We start from the raw sequence: 23192 nt of genomic DNA on the forward strand, positions 1-23192 counted from the left end.
GTGGCCTTATTAATATATTTGATTTACTGAGTAGGCTAATTACTTTTTAGTAAATAAGACTCTTAATGTAGCCTTTATACTTTCATTCTTTGGAATTTTAAATATCTTTTTAATTATAAGAGATATCTTTATTTTTAATCGTAAAGAAAAAGGATAAAGAATGATTTTACCTACCTTTTTTTCATATTCTTTATCCGGAATTATTGTTGAAGGATGTATTAAAGGAAATTCAAGAGGAAAACTTTTTATATTACAAAAACGCTGAGTCATAATATTTGAATAGTCTACTCCTCCATGTATTGAATCATTATCTACTCCAATGTTTTCAATTTGGTTATATTTTGGGGAAATTCCATACAGATTATTGGCACGTAAAGCAAATTCCATTTGATAATCCCATGAAATTGGTCTCATATTATTATCAATTCTACTTTTTTCCATGCTTGTTAAATATAGTTGCTGAAAGTATAAGCGATGATCTTCATATTGTGACTTTAAACGAATGAGAAGATCTTTATTATTCATAAGATTTAATTCACCATCATAGAATTGTAAGAATTTTTTACTCCATGATGCCCACCCACAAGGCATTAAGTGTTTTGTAAACACATAACTAGAACCGTCTTCTGGTTCGTATTTTTGCAAATAATTAGTACCGCATATCCAAAGAATACGTGTATCTTCACGGTATCTTTCCAATAATTCTTTGCAAAAATAAAAGAATGTAACCTCTGGCAAATTATCATCTTCTAGAAAGATGGCATATTCTTCGTGTTCAAATACCCATCTTGCACCTAATCCTATATTTGCATAAACACCTCGATTTTTATTAGCATAATTTCTTACTATCTCACAGTCCCATACAATACAGTCTTCTACTTGCCTACGACATTCATTAATTGCTTCAATTTCGCTATCATTTCTTGGTCCATCTGCTATAATATATATTTTCTGAGGTTTAACTTGAGCAATACGTTCTAATATTCTTTTTATTTTCTCTTTTCTTTTATAAATAAGTAATACTATTGGTATATCAAATGGAATATCAATATTAATCATAATAATTATACATAATTCCTTTCAGAATTAATATCTCCTAACACTATAATTTAGAATTAACACTTAATATTTATCTTATAATCTATGATTACCTTCAGATATAGTAATTATCATATTAAGTAATTTTTTTGCTTGATTAGCACTATTTTTCTCTTTCAATACAAATTCCTTTGCACGAAGACCTTTTTCTTTCAATTCCTCATCAGATTTTTCTAGTACTTCTTTCATAGTTAAAAAAAGGCCATCACTTTCTTCTGTATCTTCATTAATAAAATAGATATACTCATTATACTCTTTAGGAATACCATCTAATCTATATGATATTAAAGGAATACCAGATGATAAATACTCCAAATTTTTAGACGGGAAACTATATTTTGTATATTCTTCATTATTGGGTCTAGGATTTACTAGTACAGTTGCAGATTTCTGCAATGCAAGAACTTCTTCCCTTTTTAATAATCCTTTGAAAATTATTCTTTTATCTCTAGTAGCAGCTTTTTTTATATATGCTTCTGCATCTCCAGAGCCACAAATAATTAATTGATAATTCTTTTCTTGCAATTTTTCAAATGCTTGTATTAATTTAATGACCCCGTATTTTTCATTCAATCCCCCGCTATATAGTATAGTTTTTATTCCGTTGTCTTCAGGTACACCATTAACATTATCAAAAAGATTTGTAGAAATACCTTCTATAACAACATACGGTACATTAATATTTAAAGCATCTCTCATATATTCTGTTAGCAAAACATAACTATCAATATAATTAGTATCAGATTTAATTAAATTAATCTCAATATTTTTTATTAATGTATAGATTACCTTCTTATTATATGTAAGGTTCATATACTGAGGTAAATCTGGCACTATTAAACAAGTAATAATATTGCTATTTATTCTTTTTACATATCTCAAAATGTGCGTAAATGTAAAGGTCATTGCATATGCGATCACAATCTTAGTTTCTCCGCTTTTGTTCAATGCCCACTTTTTAAAATATGTTTTTAGAGAATGATATCTACTAAAATTTTTAATTATAGGTAAATTTAAAAAGCCTACATTTATATCATGGGAATTTTGGAGTGCATGATGAAACTTATAAGTATCAATAGTTAATTTTTTATATCGTTTCGGAAACGAACCTATATATAATGAATTTATAATCTTTATTGGTTTTGGTAGATTTTCATCTAATCCTTTAACAAATTCCCATTGTAAATTATTAGCTGCATTTTGAACTGAGATAATAGAATTATTTATAATATCTTCTTCTTTTTCTTTTGGAAATAGTCCACCCAGAAAAATAATATCTAAATTATTGTACAATGTCATTTCCTCCAAACAAATCTATTAACATAATCTGTATATGACAGTATAATTCTTAATACTTTATCCGAAACATTAGGCATGCAATAATCAGATACTTGTCTCAAAATATTTTTTTCCTGTGCTTCCAAAACTTCAAGTCCTTGTAATATTCTATCTTTACCTAGACCTACCATCATAACTGAAGCCTCTTCCATAGCTTCAGGTCTTTCATGATTTTGTCTAATATTTAGTGCCTTAAAACCAAGAATAGATGATTCTTCACTTATTGTCCCACTATCACTTAGGACTGCTTTAGCTTTTATTTGCAATTTAATATAATCATTGAATCCTAAAGGTTTCATTGTATTAACAAGTGAATTAAATACTACTCCCTTTGATTCTATCATCTTTCTAGTTCTTGGATGAGTACTTATTATTACAGGTAATTTGTATTTTTCTGCTATTGAATTAATACTATTAACTAACTCGAAAAAGTTCTCTTCAGAATTAATATTTTCTTCTCGGTGAGACGATACAACAAAAAACTTTCCTTCTGAGAGTTCTAATCTTTCTAATATATCTGATTTTTCAATATCTTCTATTCTTGATTGTATAACTTCATACATTGGGCTTCCAGTCTTTACTATTCTATCTGCTGGTAAGCCTTCTTTGATTAAATATTCTCTTGCAATATCACTATATGGCATATTAATGTCTGATATATGATCTACGATTTTTCGATTAGTCTCTTCTGGCACTCTTTGATCAAAACATCTATTACCTGCTTCCATATGAAATATTGGTATATGTCTCCTTTTTGCAGAAATAGCACATAGACAACTATTAGTGTCTCCAAGTACCAGCAGCGCTTCTGGATTTACTTTTTCAAGTATCGAATCAATCTTTATTAGAATGTTGCCTATCGTTTCTACTGCAGTTCCTGTTGCTGCATTTAGAAAAAAATCAGGCTTTTTAAGTTTAAAATCATTAAAGAAAACCTCGTTTAATTCATAATCATAATTTTGTCCTGTATGAACAAGTATATGTTCAATAGCTTCAGATTCTTCCAATTTATTTATAACTGCTGACAATCTTATAATCTCCGGTCTAGTACCAACCACCGTCATTACTTTAAGTTTTCTCATTTCTTTATACCTCCAAATAGTTAGTATCTGGTTTTTCCGGATTAAACACTTCATTTGCCCACATTACTGTAACCATATCAGAGTCACCTTCATTAATTATACTATGAGTATACCCGACAGGAATATCTAATACCTCAAGTTTCTCGCCCGATACATGATATTCAATTACTTCTTCGCTATCTACTTTTCTAAACTGAATTAAACCATTTCCTTTAACTACTAAGAATTTTTCATTCTTCGTATTATGCCAGTGATTGCCCTTAATAATCCCTGGCTTAGATATATTAATTGACACTTGTCCTCTTTCTGGGGTTTTTATAAACTCAGTAAAAGAACCTCTACTATCTATGTTCATCTTTAATAAATACTTAAATTGATCTTTAGGTAAATAGCTTAAATAAGTACTATAAAGTTTTTTTTCGAATTCATTAGCCATATTAGGAACCATTAAGTTAACTCTAGATTCTTTAAAGGATCTAATCAGTTCTACAATTTTCCCAAGTGTTACTGTATGTATCACTGGAACCATACAATATTTATCTATTTTATTCTCTTTCCCCTCTATTGCATTAATAAATTCATCCACAACATCATCAATATAGACTAAATTCATTACAACTGTTGGATCATTAACTATAATCTCCAAATCATTTGCTATATTGTTACAGAAAGTTGCAACAGCACTATTATAATTAGGTCTACACCATTTTCCAAAAACATTAGGTAGTCTATATATTAATACTTTACTGTTATTATCTTTTTCATATGCATAAAGCTCTTCTTCTGCAGCTTTTTTACTTCTTCCATAAGGGTTATCTAGTTCAGCTTGTATAGAAGAAGTTATCAGAATTGGTGATCTATTACCGTTTTCTCTTAATTTCCCAAGAAGTATTGATGTAAAGCCAAAGTTACCCTTCATAAATTCTTCATCAGTTTCTGGTCTATTTATTCCAGCAAGATGAAATACAAAGTCACACTCTTTCGTATAATGATCAAGAAGAGATATATCTGTATCTTGATCAAATTCTAGAATATCTTCATACTTTCTGTTTCTTAACTCAGCTATTAAATTCTTTCCAATGAAACCTTTTGCACCAGTTACTAATATTTTCATTATCGGTTCTCCCAAGCTTCTATTTCTTCTCTTATATAGGATAATGTTAATAATTTTTCTTTCGTCTGTTCTATAGTAAGTAGCTGCGTATTATTAGAATTAAATTCAGATAATTTTTCTCTTCCTTGATCTCCAACTTTAAAATACTTATCATAATTTAAATCTCGTTTATCTGCAGGAACACGATAAAAGTTGCCCATATCTATTGCATGTGCACACTCTTCATTAGTTAATAATGTTTCATACATTTTTTCTCCATGGCGTATTCCTATAGTTTTTATTTCGTTATCGACATTAAACAATTCTTTTATTGCTTGAGCCAAGACTCCGATAGTTGTTGCCGGTGCCTTTTGAACCATAATATCTCCACTTTCAGCATGGTGAAAAGCGAATATAACCAACTCAACAGCCTCTTCTAAGCTCATAATAAATCGAGTCATTGTGGGTTCTGTCACAGTAAGTGGTTGTCCAGCTTTTATTTGTTCTATAAATAATGGTATTACAGATCCCCTTGAGCACATTACATTACCATAACGAGTTCCACATATTAACGTTTTGTTTGGATCTACTGTTCTCGACTTCGCTACAAAAACCTTTTCCATCATAGCCTTCGACGTCCCCATGGCATTGACAGGATAAGCTGCTTTATCTGTGGATAAACAGATTACCTTTTTCACTCCCTCTTCTATACAAGCTGTTAATACATTGTCTGTACCTATGATGTTAGTCTTTACTGCTTCCATCGGAAAAAATTCGCATGATGGTACTTGCTTTAAAGCTGCAGCTTGAAAAACATAATCAACACCATGCATAGCATTTTTAATGCTTTGTAAATCCCTGACATCTCCTATGTAATATTTAATTTTATCATTATTATATTTATGTCGCATATCATCTTGTTTCTTTTCATCTCTAGAGAATATGCGAATCTCTTTTATGTCGGTATTAAGAAATCTCTCAAGCACAGCATTACCAAAGGAGCCTGTTCCACCAGTTATTAATAAAGTTTTTTCTTTAAACATTTGTTTCCCTCCGTTACTTACATTAATCAAAATAGTAATCCATTTCATTTAATAACTCAATTTTGCTAAAATTATTATTGTAGTAATTACATGAATTTTTACCTAATTGAATCAATTCATTTGATGTTTTTTCTAACATCAGCATAATGTTTTTACTTAATTCTATTTCATCTCCTGGAGAACTACACAAACCTGCATTAGCTTCCGTTATTATATTTTGTGATTCCCCCTCAGCAGATGCAAGAATAGCTATTCCACAAGCCATATATGATTGAAGTTTTGCAGGAATTGTTTTTTCAAACAACGGACTTTTTATTAAGCAAAGAAATGCTGCATCACTCGCTGCTATAATTTCAGGTATCCGAGTGCTTGGCTGCTTAGGAATAAAATTAAACATTTCTGAAACATTATAATCACTTACTAGATTTATCAAAGTTTCTTTATATCTACCATCTCCAACTATGTTAAATCTTACTTTTCTTTTTAGTTCCTTATTCTTTAAAACACGTGCTGTTTTAGGTAATATATCCAATCCTTGAGCGGCACCAATATTTCCTGCAAACGTTATATTAAACGCACCGTCGTTAGGAATTTCACTGACACTTGTTTTTCCCATAGGATAGTAATAATCTTCCGCATATTGCGGCCAATATTTTATTTTATCTTTCGGAACACCTCTAACTTCAATAGCTGTAATAAAGCTTTTAGAAGTTGTAAAAACGTTTGTACAACGGTGATATATATAATCAACCATCTTACCAATAGCACCAATAATTTTTCTATTAGATATTCCAGTTATAATTTCAACATTTTCTGGCCATAAATCTTGAACATATAGGTAACATGGTATTTTTTTCTTTTTTGAGTACCATACTCCTGGTAAAGCCTGTGTCATTGGTGAAACTTCAAAAATAAACACATAATCCGCTTTTACTTTAGTGAAATTTTTCCAAATAAATCCTGATGCGACAAAAGAAAAATAATTCATAGCAAGCATTATTGAATTATTACCCCGTGGAATTAATGGAATTCTAATAATATCCATACCATTATAAACTTCTTTTCTCTTTTTCGTTAAACCATACCCTTTATAATACTTACCATGAGGATAATTAGGAATACCTGTTACAACTGTAACTTTATATCCCCTTTTTACCCATTCGGAACAAATATCATTTATTCGAAACTGTTCAGGGTAGAAATATTGTGATATAACTAGAATATGTTTCTGCAACTTATTATCCACCCTTCTACTCAAATTTCAGTAGTCTTAATTGAATCTTTCAGATCCCTAATTTGATAATCTTCCTTATATTCACTCATACTATGATCGTAAACTAAATTACCAAACACTTTATTTATAATTATAATTTTATTACTCATTATTTTTAACATCCAATTGAATACTTTTACCAATTTAATTTTCTTTCCATGAGCTTCAGCTACTAGCTTTACCATTTCACTAGTTTTAACATACTCACTATTTTGCGGAAAAAATAGCCCACTTTCTTCATTAATTATCATTAACCTGATAAATTCACAAAGATTATCTATATGTAACATGCTTCTTTCATTATCTATATCTGGGAAAATAGGAAGTTTACGAGCTGCTTTCGCCAACTTTGGATAATTCCCTTTTGATCCTCTCCCATATATCATAGGTGGTCTAAGGATCACAATCTTAAATTTATCATCTTCTAACGATTTAATACTTTCTTCAGCTTGCAGCTTACTATTTCCATAGGCATTACTAGGTGATGGCACAGTTCTTATATCAATGACCTTTTTAAAACAACTACTATCACCATATACAATGATACTACTCATAAAAAGAAATTGCTTCACGCCTTGATCTTTTGCCTTTTGGGCAATTTTTATTGTTAAATCGCGATTCACTTTATAATATAAGTCTTCTAAGTTAGGGTCTGATGAAACATGAGCTATTCCAGCAACATGAAATACAACATCATAATATGAAAAATCTATTTCAGTCCATAAATCATTTCTCGTATCTACTGTTTCAATGAAATAATCATCTGGATACTGGGATATCCATTTTTCAAAGCTTGTCCCTATATAGCTATTAGCTCCTGTAATAAGTATTTTTTTCATTGTCCAGCCGTCTCCTTATTAACAGTTTTTCGATGCCCTAATGTTCCTGTTCCACCTTCAACAACGCCATCTCTTTTTAAAACTGCTATAAATGTTCCAAAGAAGCATTTCACATCCATTGAAAACCCAATTTTATTAACATACTCACCATCTAATTTTGCTTTTACATCAATAGGGAGTTCATCTCTTCCATTAATTTGTGCCCATCCAGTAAGTCCCGGTAATATATTATTAGCACCAAATTTATCTCGCTCATCAATTAAATCATATTGATTCCAGAGTGCTGGCCTAGGTCCAATAATACTCATATCACCTTTAATTATGTTAAAAATTTGTGGTAACTCATCTAAACTTGTTTTTCTTAAGAACTTACCAACTCTTGTAATCCAATAATCTGGATTTTCTAACATATGTGTAGGAGTATCCTTTGGAGTATCTATCCTCATAGTTCGAAACTTTAATATATTAAAATAGCTTTTATGTCTACCAACTCTTTTCTGCTTAAATAAAACTGGTCCTCTTGAATCAATTTTAATAGCAATTATTAAAATCAAGAATAATGGAGATAATAATATAAGTGCTATTAATGAAATAATAGAATCCATTAATCTTTTAATTTTCAAATAAAACATAATTATGTATTCCCTTTCACTTTTTACTAGTAACATAACCTTTGATGATGACTCAAACATAGCAGCAATTTCGGTAGATACAACGTTAACTAATTATTAATTACTAATATCTTGACTTTTAATTATATAAGTTGGACCATCATTGGATGCAATTTATTTTTCATAAACTATGATAAATACAAGAAAAAATCGCAGATATTTACAATTTCACTTACTTATTTCTTTTTTGAAATGGAATGAGCCGACTGTTAATTGTTATGAAGTTCTCTATATAGAAATTAATAACTTATGGGTATTGGATATGATAAGTAAAAGCGTCTATACCGTTTCAATATATATTCTATCTATCTTTGGTAAATTAAAGTCAAATCTTTATCACTTGTTTCCACATGATTATTAGTGTAGCATCTTTGATAAATTAAAGCAATAAGTAGCAGACAAAAAATACAATATTTACATACATTATCCCGAATTATTTATCATAGTTCAGCCAAGATGCTTCGCAGCGTATAGTTACTATTTTTCGATCTTTTTAATGCTTTACTTTATAGAATGAAGTCATAATAATAAAGAAAGAGTCTCTCATTGGGTATATTTTTCTACCTCACAAATCTCAAACCAAGGAGAAACCCTTTTCTTTAGTTTATGTTTGCTTCAGTCAGAAAGCAACATTGAGACCAAATATAGTATTAGATTAGCGATTCTAATTTTTTCATCTCTTGCGCTTTGGTCTGCGGTAAAACATGCGTATACAAATCCAACGTCATTGTAATACTGCTATGCCCTAATATCTCCTGAACAACCTTTGGTGGAATACCATTCTCAAGAGCTCTCGTCGCAAAAGTATGACGTAAAGCATGGGGTGTAAAATAATCAAACTTCTCTTCCAGGAGTTTCTCTTGTCTAATTGACTTCTTTGAATAATACTTCTCATTAATACCATCCACAATATGAACAAGTTGCTGTCTAATATGCTGACCCGAGAATGGTTTGCCATCTTCTCTCAAGAAAACCAAGTCTTCTAGTCCTTCTATCGGTTTCCAATCAATCCCCATTGAAAGCTTATGTTCCTTTTGAATAATTCGATATCTCTTTAACATCAATTCCATATTGTCTAATAGTGGAATGCTCCGAGTACTTTTATCTGTTTTGGGTGTATCCTTATAATATTCCATACCCTTCCTTGTACACTTTAATGTTCCACGGACAGTTACCTCTTTTTTATTAAAATCAACATCACACCATTCTAAACCTGTAACCTCTCCAACCCTTAGCCCTGTAGCTAATGATAAGCGTACTACTGGCTCTAATTCATGCCCTGTAATTTCTTTTAATAATATCTCTTGTTCCTTTAATGTAAGTACTCTTCTTTCTTTCTTCCTTTCTGCTCTAGGTAAAGTTGTAAAATCAACTGGATTCTTTTTAATTAATTCATTCTTTAGGGCTTGCTTAAACATAGCACCAAGCAGAACATGAATAAGTGAAATTGTAGATTTCGAATAACCATTTCTGGATAGATCATTATACAATTTCTGAATATGCTCTCCACGAATATCTTTTATTAATCTCTTACCTAATTCTGGTTTCACATAATAAAGATACATACACTCGTAACTCTCCACTGTACCCTGTTTCACTGTCATTGACTTGTACTCATTTATCCATGTCTCATACCAAGCATTTAATGAAATTCTTTCTTCCTTTGCGTAGATACCATGTTGTATCTCATATTTTGCATTATTTAGTCTTTCCTCAAGTTCTTTTACATCTCTACCATATAAACAATATCGATGTCCCTCATAAGTATATCTAGCTTGATAACGGCCGTCAGAACACCTAGTAATTCCCTTAGGCAAATTCAATGACTTTTTTTCATTCTGTTCTTTCTTAATTTCTTTCTTGCTTTCTTTCTTGTTCAGTACCTCCTTATTACCTTGCAGACTTTCCACACCTAATTTTCTTTCCATTTTTTTTAATTCTTCTTTTTTTCTCATCTGTACTTTTTCAACTCCTTCTTCCATTTTTCACCTTTCTCCTATATGAGGAATTCAATCCAAGTTTTAGTGATCAAACTTAGTTCAAATCAAAAGATGCATCATCTAATCTTTCGTAGGCCTAGCTTTGATGCCACTTTTTTTCCTATGACTGGCATCATATGGCATCAGTCTGGCATCATTGCATTAAATCATCAAATATTTTTTATGAAATTTCTCTTGATTCTACTAACTTAGAGATATTTTATGTATTTATCTGATAACTTAATACATCATTAACAAGATGCCAGAAAGTACATGATTTGGTAATCAAAACACAAGAAATTGCAGAGTAAATATAAGAAAAAACACATATACTAGGAGGAAGAAGAAAATGAAGAATTTCTTTAAGAAACTAGCCTTCGTTTTAGCTTTGGCTATGGTAGTCCTTGCGATTGCCCCAGCAGCAAATGCCAGTGCTGCAACAGCGCCAACGTTAAACACTACAGGCAAAAAGTTATATCTTGAAAAGGATGTAGCTACAGGAAACTATAAAGACTACTTTACGCTAAAGGTTTGGAATAAGGGTGATTACAAGGTAACATTCAAGAGTATGAATCCAACAATCGCTACTATCCATTCAACAAATGGTACTGTAAAAGCAAAAGCAGTTGGTGAAGCTTTATTAAAAGCTACTGTAACTAATACTAAAACTGGTAAGGTTGTAAAGAACTTAGAATGTAAAGTATGGGTTAAGAGAAATGCTGTTGAAAGTGGTGTTTCTACTGCATCTGCTGCAAAACTTGATAATGTATTAGCTATCGGTGATAAGGTTAAGCTTAATATCTACAGAAAAGCTATTACTGGTCAAGTAGCTTGGCAGCAAGCAGATAAGACAATCGTTACAGATTACACCGTTTGGTCTTCTAGTAATACAAAAGTAGCTACAGTTGATAAGTGGGGTACTGTTAAAGCGGTTGGAGCTGGTACAGCAACTATAACTGTTAAGACTTTACAGACTGAGAACACCGCTGTTCCAACTACAAAAGAGACTAAGTTAACTGTAACAGTAGCTGAACCTTTCTCAGTAACTTCTGTTAAGGTTGACACGCTAAAATTAACTTTAGGCACAGGCATTGAGTCTTTATCTGCTGATGCTATCGTAATCAAAGATGCAAAGACTCAAACTAGAAGTTATGTTAAAAATGTAACTCTTTCTGCTGACAAGAAGACTGCAGAAGTTGAATTATTCAATCCATTAGTTAACGGAAATATTTATACTGTAGAAGTTTCTACAAATGGTAAGGTTTTAAAAGATGAAATCGAATTTAAAACAGGTAAAGTTACTAAGATTGAAGTAGTTGATCAGATTATTCCAGCAAACAAAGAGACTGCAATTCAATACAAAGTATATGATGAATTTGGTCTTGATGTAACAGCTGTGACTAATGTATCTTTCAACGATAATTTAGGTATCAACAGCAATAAGTTAACATTAGATAACGGTGTTATTGCTTACTGTACTATCTCTTATGTAAATCCTACAACTGCAGAAGTTATCACTTCTGGTCAGTTTAAAATAACTGCTAAATCTTCTACAGTTACTAGCATTATTGGACATACACTCAGCACACAAGAGAATGTAGCAAATGAAACATTTAAAGAAACAAATACTTCTTTATCATTATCTGATGCAAATAAGTACTATTTATACTTACAGCAGGTAGATCAGTACAATAACAAAGCTGGTATTATCGCAGATTCTTATACAAGTTTAACTCCAGAAGTACTTGTTGTAAGTTCTAACGGTTTAGTTACTCCTGTTAAAGAAGGAACTGGATTAGTTTCTGTTAAGGTTGGTGATTTAACTCAGACTATTTCTATCACTGTAACAGCAGCTCGTAAGGCAACTGCAATTAAAACTACAGTAAATGATGGATCTATGACAGAAATCACTCAGTCAACTGAAAATCCATTAGCAGCAAATAATAAGCCATCTATCAAGGTAGAGATTCTTGATCAGAACGGTAAGATTCTTGAAAATGCGAATGGTACTGCTAACCTTACAGTTATTAGTGGTTCTAACTTAGGTTTTTCAAATACTACTTTAAATATCGTTAATGGTGTTGGTACTTTAGAAATCAATCCGACAACATATGGTACTGCAGTAGTAAAGGTTGAATACGGTACATTGAATTTTGCACTTTCAAACGTAACTGTAAGAAAAGCAGATACAATTGCTACAGGATACAAGATTTTCGGTGCAGCTAACCTTGATGTTAAAGATTGTTACGAGAAAAATGAGTCTATCAACCTTGGTCTTTACTCTGTAAACGCTTCTGGTGATTATATTGCAGATGCTAGAACAACAATCTCTGATGCAAGCAAGATTGAATTTAAAGTAAATAATGCATCTGGAACTACAGTTAAGACGGTTACTGGTGGTACTCTTGCACTTAGAACATCTGATCTTAAAGATGCTACTGGAACATATACAATCGTAGCTTCTTCTAACGGACAGGTAGTTGCTACTACTCAGATTACAGTAACTGATTCTTCTACAAAGCCTGTATTAACATTAGTTAAAAACAGTGCTATATCGAATGGAACAATCAGTACAGAAGATATCAAAGATTGCTTAAACTTTGACAAATCTTCATACACTATTGTTGGTGTTAAGTTCGTATCTAACAATACAGAAGTTGCAAGTAAGTCAACCTATAGTTTATTAGATACAACATCTATTTCTGAAACAACTACACTTTACAATGTAGGTGTTCAGATTAAGGATGCTAATAACAGAATCTACACTTACGAAAATATTGGTCACATTACTTTTACAAGATAATTTAAAAGAAAAAAAGATGGTGAGATTATCTCACCATCTTTTTTATTTTACTCAATAGAAATAAATATTACTGAATGTTGAATGTGATATGTCCAAGATTCTCGTAAGTATAAGTTCTCTGAGTGGTAGTAGTGTTAGTAGTGTCAGTAATCTGAACACTAACATTGAAAAGAATAGTATTTGTTGTTATTGTTGCATTAACAGATCCGAAGGTTGTTAAGTTAGGAACTAAAGCATTGCTAGATAAGAACTTAACGCCTGTTACATGGTATCCTGTAGGAAGTGTTAAACAATCTTCAATTGCTTGATTAGTAATTAAAGTAGAAACTTTGCTATTAACATTAATAGAAACAGCTGGCTTAGTAGCAGAATCAGTTACCTTGAACTGAGCTACATTAACAACTTCATTGTTAGTGATAGCAGATACTGTATAAACACCAGGAGTATCCTTAACAGTTGTTTGATCAATTGTCATAGAAGCACCTGTTACAGTTTTAACTGTTGCTCCAGTAGCATCGGTAATCTTGAAAGTAATGTTAGCAGCAGCTACTCTATCTGTAGCATTTTCAATATAGAAACCACCTGCGTTTACAGAGTAAAGCTCAATATTTGCAGCTGACTGAGTATTAGCGTAAAGCTTAGCAAGGTCAAGATCCTTAACACCAGTAATCTTGTATCCTACAGCAACTCTATCGGAAGCTGCTACAGCTACTGTTGCAAGTGTGTATTGTAATGTATCAAATTCAACCTTAAGAATTCCAGTGCCAGCAGCAGTTGGGTTAAGGTTAATTGTAGCTTCACCATTTAATAATGTAACATTTGAAACAGCACCTAAGTTAGTTCCGCTTAATACAGAAACGCCTACAACGCCATTTGCAGATTTAAGAACATTACCATACTGATCAAGAACTTCAACCTTAACGGATGGTAAGTTAAGTGCAGCTGGAGTAGTAACAGTCAAAGATCCATTAGTTACAGTAGTTTTGATTGTTGTAGCCTTTAATTCAGCAGTAACAGTAATTGCTATTGTTGTGGATTTATCACCAATATTAATTCTTACATAACCAGTACCCTGAGCTACAGTATTAACTAAACCATTGCTGGATACAACAAAAATTTCAGGAGATAAATTTTCGTAAGTAACTTTAATTAATGGGTTATATTCACCTTTAACAGCAACTTTGGTATTATACTGATCTACTGTTTGAGACCATAAATAAGTGTTCTGAGCACCCTTAGCAATTGTGAGAACTGGTGTTGTAAAGGATACATCAGTACCAGTAGTCTTTGTTGAAAGAGTAGTGTTAGTAATATTAGCAATAACAGAAGTACGTCCAGTAACTGTAAACTGAGCTGATCTAATTAATTCAGCTGTAGTTGGGTTTACATAAGTAATAGTAACATATGCAATAACACCATCTGAAAGAGTTAATTTACCATTCTGATTAACACCAAGGTTATCACTAAATGTAACTACTGTACCAGCTGTTACATCAAGACCAAACTCATCATAAACTGTGTACTTGATATTAGAAGCAACACCAGCAACGATTACTTGATTTTCAGCAACGATAGACTTAACAGCACCGCTCTTGAATGCAAGATCAGTATTGTATGTCTTACCACCAGTTGTAGCTGCAATAGCGTATGTCTTGCCATTTGTAAAGTTGTTATAGAACTCTACAGTTGCAGTTTTCTTATCTTCAGATAAAGTTACGCTCTTAGCATAAGTTCTAACATCATCAGATGTATTCTTAACAACAACGTTAGCTGCGTCTAAAGATTCAACTGCAGTACCAAATGTTAACTTTAATGTGTTAACTTTAGTAGCTTCTGCCTTGAAAGCTTCAACTACTGTTACATTATAAGATGCTGACTCACCAGCTGTTGGGCCTTGAGCCTGAGTAGCTGTAGCTGTAATTTTAGCTTCACCAGGAGCTACTGCAGTTACAGTACCAAACTTATCAACTGTAGCTACTTTTACATCGCTGGATTTCCAAACGATCTTATCTGTACATGTAGCCATGTCATTCTGAGTCCAGATCTTCTTTTCGCCAACAAGTCTGTAAACATTGATCTTAGCTGTTTGACCTACAGTTAATGGAGATTCAACAGCTGTCATGCTACCAAATCCAACTTCTTGAGCATTCTGTCTTACATAAACTTTAGCTTTGCAAACAACTTCGTTGCCAGCTTTGTTTTTAAGAGTAGCTACAACAGTTGTTTCACCAACGCCAACTGCAACAACTTCTTTGTTCTTGTTAACAGTAGCTACTTTTGTATTTTCGCTTTTCCATGTAGCTGTGTATCCAGCTGCGTTGTTAAAATAGAAACGAAACTTTGATGGGATCGTTCCTGTTAGGTCGCCACCGATGTAAAGGATCTTGCTAGTCTTCTTAAGAGAAGGTGCTTTAGTAGCTGCGTTAGCTGTAGCTGGCGCAACTGATACTAATACCATAGCAAGAGCTAATACGAAGGCGAGTTTTTTAAAGAAATTCTTCATATTCTTTCTTCCTCCTTAAAATATATGGTTTTGTATTATATTGACTTACGTCACATAACGAGTATAATTAAATTGTTAATGATGTATTAACAATTCGAAAAACTCTAAAATGTGCATAAGTAAATATAATCGTTCCAATAACAAGATGATTATAACAACTATCGTAGGAAAGGTCAAGTCTTTTTGCTTACAAATTCACTTTTTGTACCCCATTCTAAGTCATGTTTCTAAACATTTCATCAAAGAACTTCATTTGATTTGCCACAATATTTCGACAAATTAAAATTCTTGTACAAACTGGTCAAAACGACTGGGTTGCAATCCTACTATCCTGTAACTGGATTGATTATATCTAGCCAAATAACCTGCCTTACGGGCAATTCTCCAAACCCCTACTAACATCCTATAGGACATTTGTCTGGATGTGACTTATGCTGTCTTATAGACATGCTCGCAGTAGTCCCGGGCATTTGGTTTTGACTTACCTTAATAATGCACTTTCTTTGTGTCAAAGATATGTCATGCTCTTGTCACATTTAGACTATTTAGAATTTTGTGATTATGTACAATAAAGCAAAGTTTCTTTTAGTTATTTTTCTTTCTCTTATTCCCTTATTACCATAGAGCTTTTTAATCCCCTTTATAATTTCCTTTTTATAATTTCATCCTACTCAAAAAAGGACCTTGCTGGTTTCCATCAGCAAAGTCCTTTTTTACAATTTGTATTCTATATTTATATTAATTAATCTATTTACTAATACTTTGTCTATTTATTTTATCTATTTTCTTAATCTGCTGTCTTAATCTATTTCTTAAAACTCCATACATTTACCTAATACTACCCTATTATACCCTCAATATCTTCTCCACCATCTCCTGCATCTTCTCTGTCTCGCATACCATCTTATGAATAACAGGTGCGGTACGAATTTCTTCGATAGCTTGAGGTATCTTTGTTTTACTTATTTCACTAAGCTGATCTATTAATTCAAAATCAGACTTGCTTTCTGTCTCAACTTCTAATGCTTCCATCACGCTACGAGTAAACTTATATGGACTAGCCGTTGAAGCGATTAATGTCTTTGTTGCATCACCACTTGCTGCTTTGTAGTTATAGTATACACTTGCAGCTACAGCTGTATGTGTGTCAATGACATAATCGGCTTTCTCATAGACACGTTTAATAACAGCCTTTGTTTCTTTTTCCTTTGCATAACCCCCAATAAAGTCCGAGAGTTTTTGTCTCATCTGCGGAGTGATTTCATATTTACCTTCTTTGGAGAGTTGGTTCATAAGTGTTGCATTTGTGATTGCACGTTCTTCAGTGGTTTCTCCGGAAATCATATATATCAAACGTTCTAAATTGCTTGAGATTAAGATGTCCATAGAAGGTGAACTTGTTAAGATGAATTCACGGTTTCTATTATACTCTCCGGTTGTGAAGAAATCATATAACACTTTATTTTCGTTTGAAGCACAGATTAATTTGCTAATCGGAACACCAAGTTCTTTTGCAAAATATGCTGCTAGTATATTACCAAAGTTTCCGGTTGGTACCACAACATTTAATGGTTCACCTTTATTTAATTCGCCAGCATGAAGTAGACGACAATAAGAATATACATAGTATACTACTTGAGGAACCAGACGACCTATATTAATAGAGTTTGCAGATGAGAATAAGTAACCCTTATCCTGTAAGCTCTTTGCAAGCTCTTTATTGTTAAACATTTCTTTCACACCAGTCTGTGCATCATCGAAGTTTCCATGGATACCGATAACATAGGCATTATCACCCTTTTGTGTTACCATTTGCATTTCTTGAACCTGACTTACTCCATCCTTAGGATAGAAAACAATGATCTTTGTACCAGGAACATCTGCAAATCCAGCAAGAGCTGCCTTTCCTGTATCACCAGAAGTAGCCGTAAGGATTACAATCTCTTCCTTTACTTCGTTCTTCTTTGCAGCTGTCGTTAGTAAGTGAGGTAATATAGAAAGCGCCATATCTTTAAATGCTATGGTAGCTCCATGAAATAGTTCAAGATAATATGCTCCATCCGATTTCTTGATTGGAGCTATTTCTTTTGTATCAAATTTATCATCATAAGCTGCAGTGATGCAGTGTTTTAATTCTTCTTCAGAGAAATCCGTTAAGAATAGTTTCATAACCTCATAAGCTATTTGTTGATAACTCATGCTGGCTAATACTTCTAGACTTATATTAAGCTTTGGCAATTCGGTCGGAACAAACAGTCCACCATCCGAAGCAAGTCCTTTTAAGATAGCCTGGGACGCTGTAACCTGTTCATGATTATCACGGGTACTTTGATACAGTAAATTCATGGTCTTCTCTCCTTTATAGCTTTCAGTTCTATTCTATGATTAATATATTTAGCACTTTAACTTGTTAATGTAAGTTCAAAGTATTATATCATGATATCATAGACGTGGCAAGTCAGAATGGGTAAAAACCTGCGAGTTATTTGATGAATTGTTTGATTAATTTGCCCATTAATTAAATAAATCGGGTACAGACTGAATACCAAAGTAGCGTTACGCTAAATAGACATTCTTTACTGTACCCGTTTTTATAATGGCTTTATTAATAACTTCTGTGGACTTAGTCTGTAAGAATTCTATTCCCCTTACTACTTGTCCTTATAAAATTCATGGCAACCATACTTTACTACCTTACGAAGACTGTTATCAAACCAACAAGCTTTATTCTTACTTGTTAGCTTTCTCGCAAAGAAGTACACGGCACCATTACTGTAGTCCTCTCCCTCAAGGGCACGGCTTACTGCTTCAATCGTTTCCTTGGATATCTTCACAGACCAATATCGACCATCTTTGGTTGGGGAGAACTGATAAGTATTACCGCTCTTTTGAAACACAACTTTTTCTACTGTATTTGGAAAATTTTTGTTGTTTACACGATTTAATATAACGTTTGCCACAAGTATCTTACCGTAAATATCTTCTCCAGTTGCTTCTGCTTCAACAATACGATATAAAACATCAAGTTCATCTTGTGATAAAGACTTTATCATTTTCTTGTTTAATGTCTTTACAAGGGCATCTGATTTTGTAGAAGTAGTGTTTGATTTATCCTTCTTACTATCAGAATCTTTCGCGTTATCCTTCGCTTTTTCTTTTTTCTTACTAGTTTCTGTTTTTTGGCTATCCTTACTAGTTTCTGCTTTTTGGCTATCCTTACTAGTTTCTGCTTTTGGGCTATCCGTGCTAGTTTCTGTTTTTTGATTTTCCTTAATAGCCTCTGTATTATCTTTATTTCCTACTGTGTTTGTGGAATTTTCCACAGCCATGGTTGCTAATGCAACTCCTGCTTCAACTTGTGCAGCGGTAGTCAAGTTAGTTAATTCCTTTTCGGAATCCTCTAGGCCTAATAAAACAATCTCTTCCTCTTTTGGATTCGAGGTATCATAGAGCATTTGCTTTAATTGTTCCACAGGATCTGTAATTGCTACTTTTGCCACTGTGTTATTATCCGAAAATGATTCTATGTCTTCTTTCGTTAACTCCCCTTGGTATAATTGTCCAAACGGATACACCAGGAGTGATGCTTCTAACAGCTTCGCATTGTTTTTCTGATACGATAAATCTTGTGTATCATTTTCTTGTCCCTCAGTTTCGTGCGTAGCTGCATTAACCATATACTCTAGAGAGTACAGGCGTAAACCAGGGATATCTCCGAAAGATGTAACAAGAAGTATAGCAGTCATAACATAGGCAACAATTGCAATTCTTTTGCTGTGTTTATATTGAATACCTTTCTCAAAGTGCTTTTCCTTGTCTTTCATCGTCCGAAGAAATGAATATATTTTTAACATAATATTTCCTCTTTCTTTAACTTTTCTGACAAAGACTACTGCGTATAATAGCACGTAGTTGACTCAGTCAATTCGACATCTATAATAAAGCGTTTCCAGTCATCCCCAAAACGAATGGATTTTTCGCATGAGTTGTATTATAGGCATGGGGCTTTTTACTGTCAATAAGGTTGCCATATTTTCGTCACATACAGAGAGAAGAAAATTACCTCTCATTTCCACATGTGTGTAATGTGCACAAGTTTTTAACCTAGAACGCCCTCATAAATTGTATGTTTTTACTATACTCAGAAAATCTAATTGTTACGCTTTTGTTAAGAATTATATACATAGAATTTAATATTTATACAGTCAAGCCTAATATGATTCAGTTCTATAGCTGTAGAACACCTATATTTGCTATATTTATGTTAATTTGGGTGTCAATTTTTATCCAAATTAGTGTAATAATTATGTAACAATTAGTCATATTTAGGTATTACTGTCGTACTCTTCGACATACTTCTTATCTATTGCATTCTGCCTGATTGTTGAGTATAGTTAAATCAGAAATTCTCTGCTCAATACCGTAAGTGGAAGCTCTTTCAAAATACATATTATATTCTGCTCAATATCAAAAGTGGAAGCTCTTTCAAAATACATATTATATATAGAAGAAACTCATACCAGAAAGGGGTGGTACCATGCCATTACCGGGGGTCTATGTAGCAAACAAAAAAAATGGTGAGACCTACTATCGTTCTTCCATTACCCACAAAAACAAACATATTAGTCTTGGGAGCTTCGATACCGAAAAAGCTGCTCACGCGGCATACCAATCTGCAATGAAATTATTAAATAAGAAAAAAGGCATAAAAAAAAGCATTCCTACTGCGGATGCCTTTTACGCCTTACGTTCTCCAATCTCTTTTGATAAGTGGATTATGTTATTAAATTTTATAGATAACGGAATCTACTGTCGCAATCCTATCTATTTGCAAAACAATTACTTCTTATATTATCTGGATGAACATACACCTCTGAAATTTGATGCAGATGATTTGTTTTATTATATGAACCATCGCATTATGAGAAGAGGCGGCCACTTATTCGTATCTGATTATGGGATGCAAGTAAATATTCTATCCCGATATGGAATTAAAAATTTTGCGGTTGCTGGGCGAGACTATCGCTTTTCGAATGGTGATTTGATGGATTTTCGTTATGGTAATATAAAAATTATAAACCGATATCATGGAGTTCAAAAAACAATAGTAAAAGGTCAAGAACTTTATACAACAAGAATCCATATCAACGGTGATTATATTGTTGGAAAATACGGAAGTGAAATTGAAGCAGCGATCGCTTATAACAAAGCCGCATCATTATTAAAGAGTAAAGGTTTAGTAAAAGACTTCCCTGATAACTATGTTGAAGGGGTTGACGATATCACCTATGCTAAGCTATATAATAACCTCAGAATCAGTAAAAAGCTTCGTGAATTGCCAGACTTTATTTAATGTGATTTGTGATTTGTCAGGCTTTAATTAACGTAATTTGTCAACTTTAATTAACATATTTTGTGTTTTCTTCCCAGTAATAAATTGTCTGAAAACTTTTTTAAAAAAAGGTACCTTTTTTCGATATTTTATGATATAATACAACTATATTTTTCTTCTTCCATTTTCATATTTAGCGCCATATGGCGCATTGGAAACGCACGCTACCGCGTGCGTTTTCTTTTTTTCACTGGAGTGATTAGCCAGGAAGAAACAATAATAAGTATGAAAGATACCGCACTTTGTACTAAGAGACTTATTGTAAACCAATGATTGATGAGATATTTCGTCGCTTTGCTATAAGCTCTCCAATCGGTAAATGCACCCGCTTCAATTCCTATTTGTTGTTTTAACATAGAGAAAAAAGTAAAAATAGGGTCAAATAATAGGGTAGAAATCGTAATTTTAACTTCAGCCATACCACTCATTTTACTCACTCCATAAACCACCTCACGTCTCATACTTCCAAGTGATTCAAGCAAATGACCTCCAAGTAATAACATCGCAAGCCCTATCGTTATAATCAATCCAGTTGTATAAGTACAAACTGTTGAGAGTGTTGTTCGTTTACATAAACTAGAAAAGAAGATACCTATACTGCCTAGATAGATAGAAGTTACAAACATAAATAGCTGAAACTGAAGCAGCTGAACGAAGTTAATTCCTCCTACTGCAAAAACTAGTGCAGTAATTGGTAACGAAGAAACTCCTAGTAAAAGAATTAAACTTAAGGACGCAAGTAATTTTCCTTTAATAATTTGCAATGGAGTCATCCGAGTCGAAAGTAAAATGTCTAATGTTTGTTTTTCCCTCTCGCCAGAAATTGCGCCAGACGATATTCCTGGGATCAAAAACAACACTAATAAAAATTGAGCACCGACTATAATTCCGTATATGGTAAGTATATCAGAGTAATTAACTGAGCTTCCAAGCTTTTGTGCACCTTCAAACGTAAGATAGAAAGCTAAAAGTCCAAATAAAGATAGGATTCCATTAAATACTGACAATAAAACCGCAGTCTTTTTCATTCTTGCATTTTGATATAGTTCTCTAAGATAGACAGAGTTCACATGCCACATACTTTTTCTCCTTTCTATTTGGTCAGCCTAAGAAAAATCTCCTCTAAAGTTCCATCCTCTCTCTTATAAGAGGCGATTGAAACACCAGAAGCTATCAACCTTGATAATAATTCTGCTTCTTTACTCTCTTCTCCATAAAAGTGGAAGGAGATGCTTCCTTCCTTACTTGCAATATTCGTTACTTCAGGCATTTTTTTTAGTAACTTTATTGCAATATCATGACCATCTATAATTTTCATCATAAGAGGGTTTTCCGCTTTTTGTTTTGCCATAATTTCTTTCATTGGGCCTTGTATCACAAGTTTTCCACTCTCAATGATTCCAAGGTTTGTACACATTTCCGAAAGATCCTTAAGGACATGAGAACTTAAAAGAATCGTTACTTTCTGTGCGCAAAGATTCTTTAATATTCCCTGAAGTTCTAACCTCGCTCTTGGTTCAAGACCAGAAGCAGGTTCATCTAGTAACAACAATTTCGGTTGATGCAGCAATGTCCTCGCCAGACATAACCGCTGCTTCATTCCCCTAGAAAGTTCATCCACATAGTCATGCTTCTTATCTTTAAGATCTACAAGTTCAAGAAGCTCATCAATTCTTCTTTCTGCATTACTACCAACAATTCCATAGATTGTGGCATAAAAATTTAAATACTCCGCGGCATCCAAATTGTCATAAACGCCGAAGAAGTCAGGCATATATCCAATCCGTTCTTTTGCATGTCTAGGATAGCGAAGGGCATCAATCCCATCCACCCAAACTTCACCAGAATCCGCTGATAAAAGGGAAGCTATGATTTTCATAGTGGTTGTTTTACCAGCACCATTAGGGCCGACAAAACCATATAATTCTCCCTTATGAAGTTCCATATTCAGTCCATCAAGTGCATATGACTTACCAAATTTCTTTACCAAATCCTTTACTACTAACATAGCTCCTCCTTTCCGTTCATAATACATTCTTTTCTATCCTTGATTCACTTTTACAACCCACATTGTGAGT

16 protein-coding genes are annotated in these 23192 nt (G+C 32.9%); 2 read left to right on the forward strand and 14 right to left on the reverse strand.

Annotation, left to right across the window (positions count from 1 at the left end):
• Positions 1–39 precede the first annotated feature (39 nt).
• From CPHY_RS18150 to CPHY_RS18190, 9 genes are all read right to left on the reverse strand, one after another.
• On the reverse strand, positions 40–1059 hold the full coding sequence (locus tag CPHY_RS18150; RefSeq protein ID WP_012201497.1) for a glycosyltransferase family A protein: 1020 nt from the start codon (positions 1057–1059) through the stop codon (positions 40–42).
• Between the two features lie 75 nt (positions 1060–1134).
• A complete protein-coding gene (locus CPHY_RS18155) occupies positions 1135–2391 on the reverse strand; it encodes a glycosyltransferase (protein ID WP_012201498.1) in 1257 nt (418 codons plus the stop codon).
• A gap of 2 nt (positions 2392–2393) precedes the next feature.
• A complete protein-coding gene (wecB, locus tag CPHY_RS18160) occupies positions 2394–3518 on the reverse strand; it encodes a non-hydrolyzing UDP-N-acetylglucosamine 2-epimerase (protein WP_012201499.1) in 1125 nt (374 codons plus the stop codon).
• A 4-nt stretch (positions 3519–3522) separates the two neighbouring features.
• On the reverse strand, positions 3523–4632 hold the full coding sequence (locus tag CPHY_RS18165; protein ID WP_012201500.1) for a capsular polysaccharide biosynthesis protein CapF: 1110 nt from the start codon (positions 4630–4632) through the stop codon (positions 3523–3525).
• Positions 4632–5654, reverse strand: coding sequence for a polysaccharide biosynthesis protein (locus tag CPHY_RS18170; protein WP_012201501.1), 1023 nt, complete (start codon positions 5652–5654; stop codon positions 4632–4634). The genes CPHY_RS18165 and CPHY_RS18170 overlap by 1 nt, the downstream gene beginning before the upstream one ends.
• A gap of 22 nt (positions 5655–5676) precedes the next feature.
• Positions 5677–6888 (reverse strand): glycosyltransferase family 4 protein, encoded by a 1212-nt coding sequence (locus CPHY_RS18175; protein ID WP_012201502.1) that lies wholly within the window; start codon positions 6886–6888, stop codon positions 5677–5679.
• Positions 6889–6908: 20 nt separating this feature from the next.
• A complete protein-coding gene (locus CPHY_RS18180) occupies positions 6909–7766 on the reverse strand; it encodes an NAD-dependent epimerase/dehydratase family protein (protein WP_012201503.1) in 858 nt (285 codons plus the stop codon).
• Entirely contained in the window at positions 7763–8398 is a 636-nt protein-coding gene (locus tag CPHY_RS18185; protein WP_012201504.1) for a sugar transferase, read from the reverse strand. The genes CPHY_RS18180 and CPHY_RS18185 overlap by 4 nt, the downstream gene beginning before the upstream one ends.
• Positions 8399–9087: 689 nt before the next feature.
• Entirely contained in the window at positions 9088–10419 is a 1332-nt protein-coding gene (locus CPHY_RS18190; protein ID WP_012201505.1) for a tyrosine-type recombinase/integrase, read from the reverse strand.
• Positions 10420–10765: 346 nt separating this feature from the next.
• On the opposite strand from CPHY_RS18190, the gene CPHY_RS22245 reads away from it, so the two are divergent.
• On the forward strand, positions 10766–13219 hold the full coding sequence (locus CPHY_RS22245; RefSeq protein WP_012201506.1) for an Ig-like domain-containing protein: 2454 nt from the start codon (positions 10766–10768) through the stop codon (positions 13217–13219).
• Between the two features lie 67 nt (positions 13220–13286).
• Here the strand turns inward: CPHY_RS22245 and CPHY_RS18200 are convergent, their stop codons facing one another.
• The 3 genes from CPHY_RS18200 to CPHY_RS21030 all read right to left on the reverse strand — a co-directional run bounded on the left by CPHY_RS18200 (position 13287) and on the right by CPHY_RS21030 (position 19576).
• A complete protein-coding gene (locus CPHY_RS18200; protein ID WP_012201507.1) occupies positions 13287–15722 on the reverse strand; it encodes an Ig-like domain-containing protein in 2436 nt (811 codons plus the stop codon).
• 846 nt (positions 15723–16568) lie between these two features.
• Positions 16569–18068, reverse strand: coding sequence for a threonine synthase (gene thrC, locus CPHY_RS18205; protein WP_012201508.1), 1500 nt, complete (start codon positions 18066–18068; stop codon positions 16569–16571).
• 305 nt (positions 18069–18373) lie between these two features.
• Positions 18374–19576 carry a cell wall hydrolase gene (locus CPHY_RS21030; RefSeq protein WP_012201509.1) on the reverse strand — a complete coding sequence of 401 codons (1203 nt, stop codon included), beginning with the start codon at positions 19574–19576 and terminating at the stop codon, positions 18374–18376.
• A 683-nt stretch (positions 19577–20259) separates the two neighbouring features.
• Between CPHY_RS21030 and CPHY_RS18215 the strand changes: the two genes are divergently transcribed.
• Positions 20260–21075: a hypothetical protein gene (locus tag CPHY_RS18215; RefSeq protein WP_012201510.1), complete on the forward strand. Its 816-nt coding sequence runs from the start codon at positions 20260–20262 to the stop codon at positions 21073–21075.
• A 203-nt stretch (positions 21076–21278) separates the two neighbouring features.
• Here the strand turns inward: CPHY_RS18215 and CPHY_RS18220 are convergent, their stop codons facing one another.
• Positions 21279–22193 carry an ABC transporter permease gene (locus CPHY_RS18220; RefSeq protein ID WP_012201511.1) on the reverse strand — a complete coding sequence of 305 codons (915 nt, stop codon included), beginning with the start codon at positions 22191–22193 and terminating at the stop codon, positions 21279–21281.
• Positions 22194–22207: 14 nt separating this feature from the next.
• Positions 22208–23122: an ABC transporter ATP-binding protein gene (locus tag CPHY_RS18225; RefSeq protein ID WP_041703775.1), complete on the reverse strand. Its 915-nt coding sequence runs from the start codon at positions 23120–23122 to the stop codon at positions 22208–22210.
• Positions 23123–23192 lie beyond the last annotated feature (70 nt).

The sequence above is a fragment of the Lachnoclostridium phytofermentans ISDg genome (assembly GCF_000018685.1).
Lineage (GTDB): Bacteria > Bacillota > Clostridia > Lachnospirales > Lachnospiraceae > Lachnoclostridium > Lachnoclostridium phytofermentans.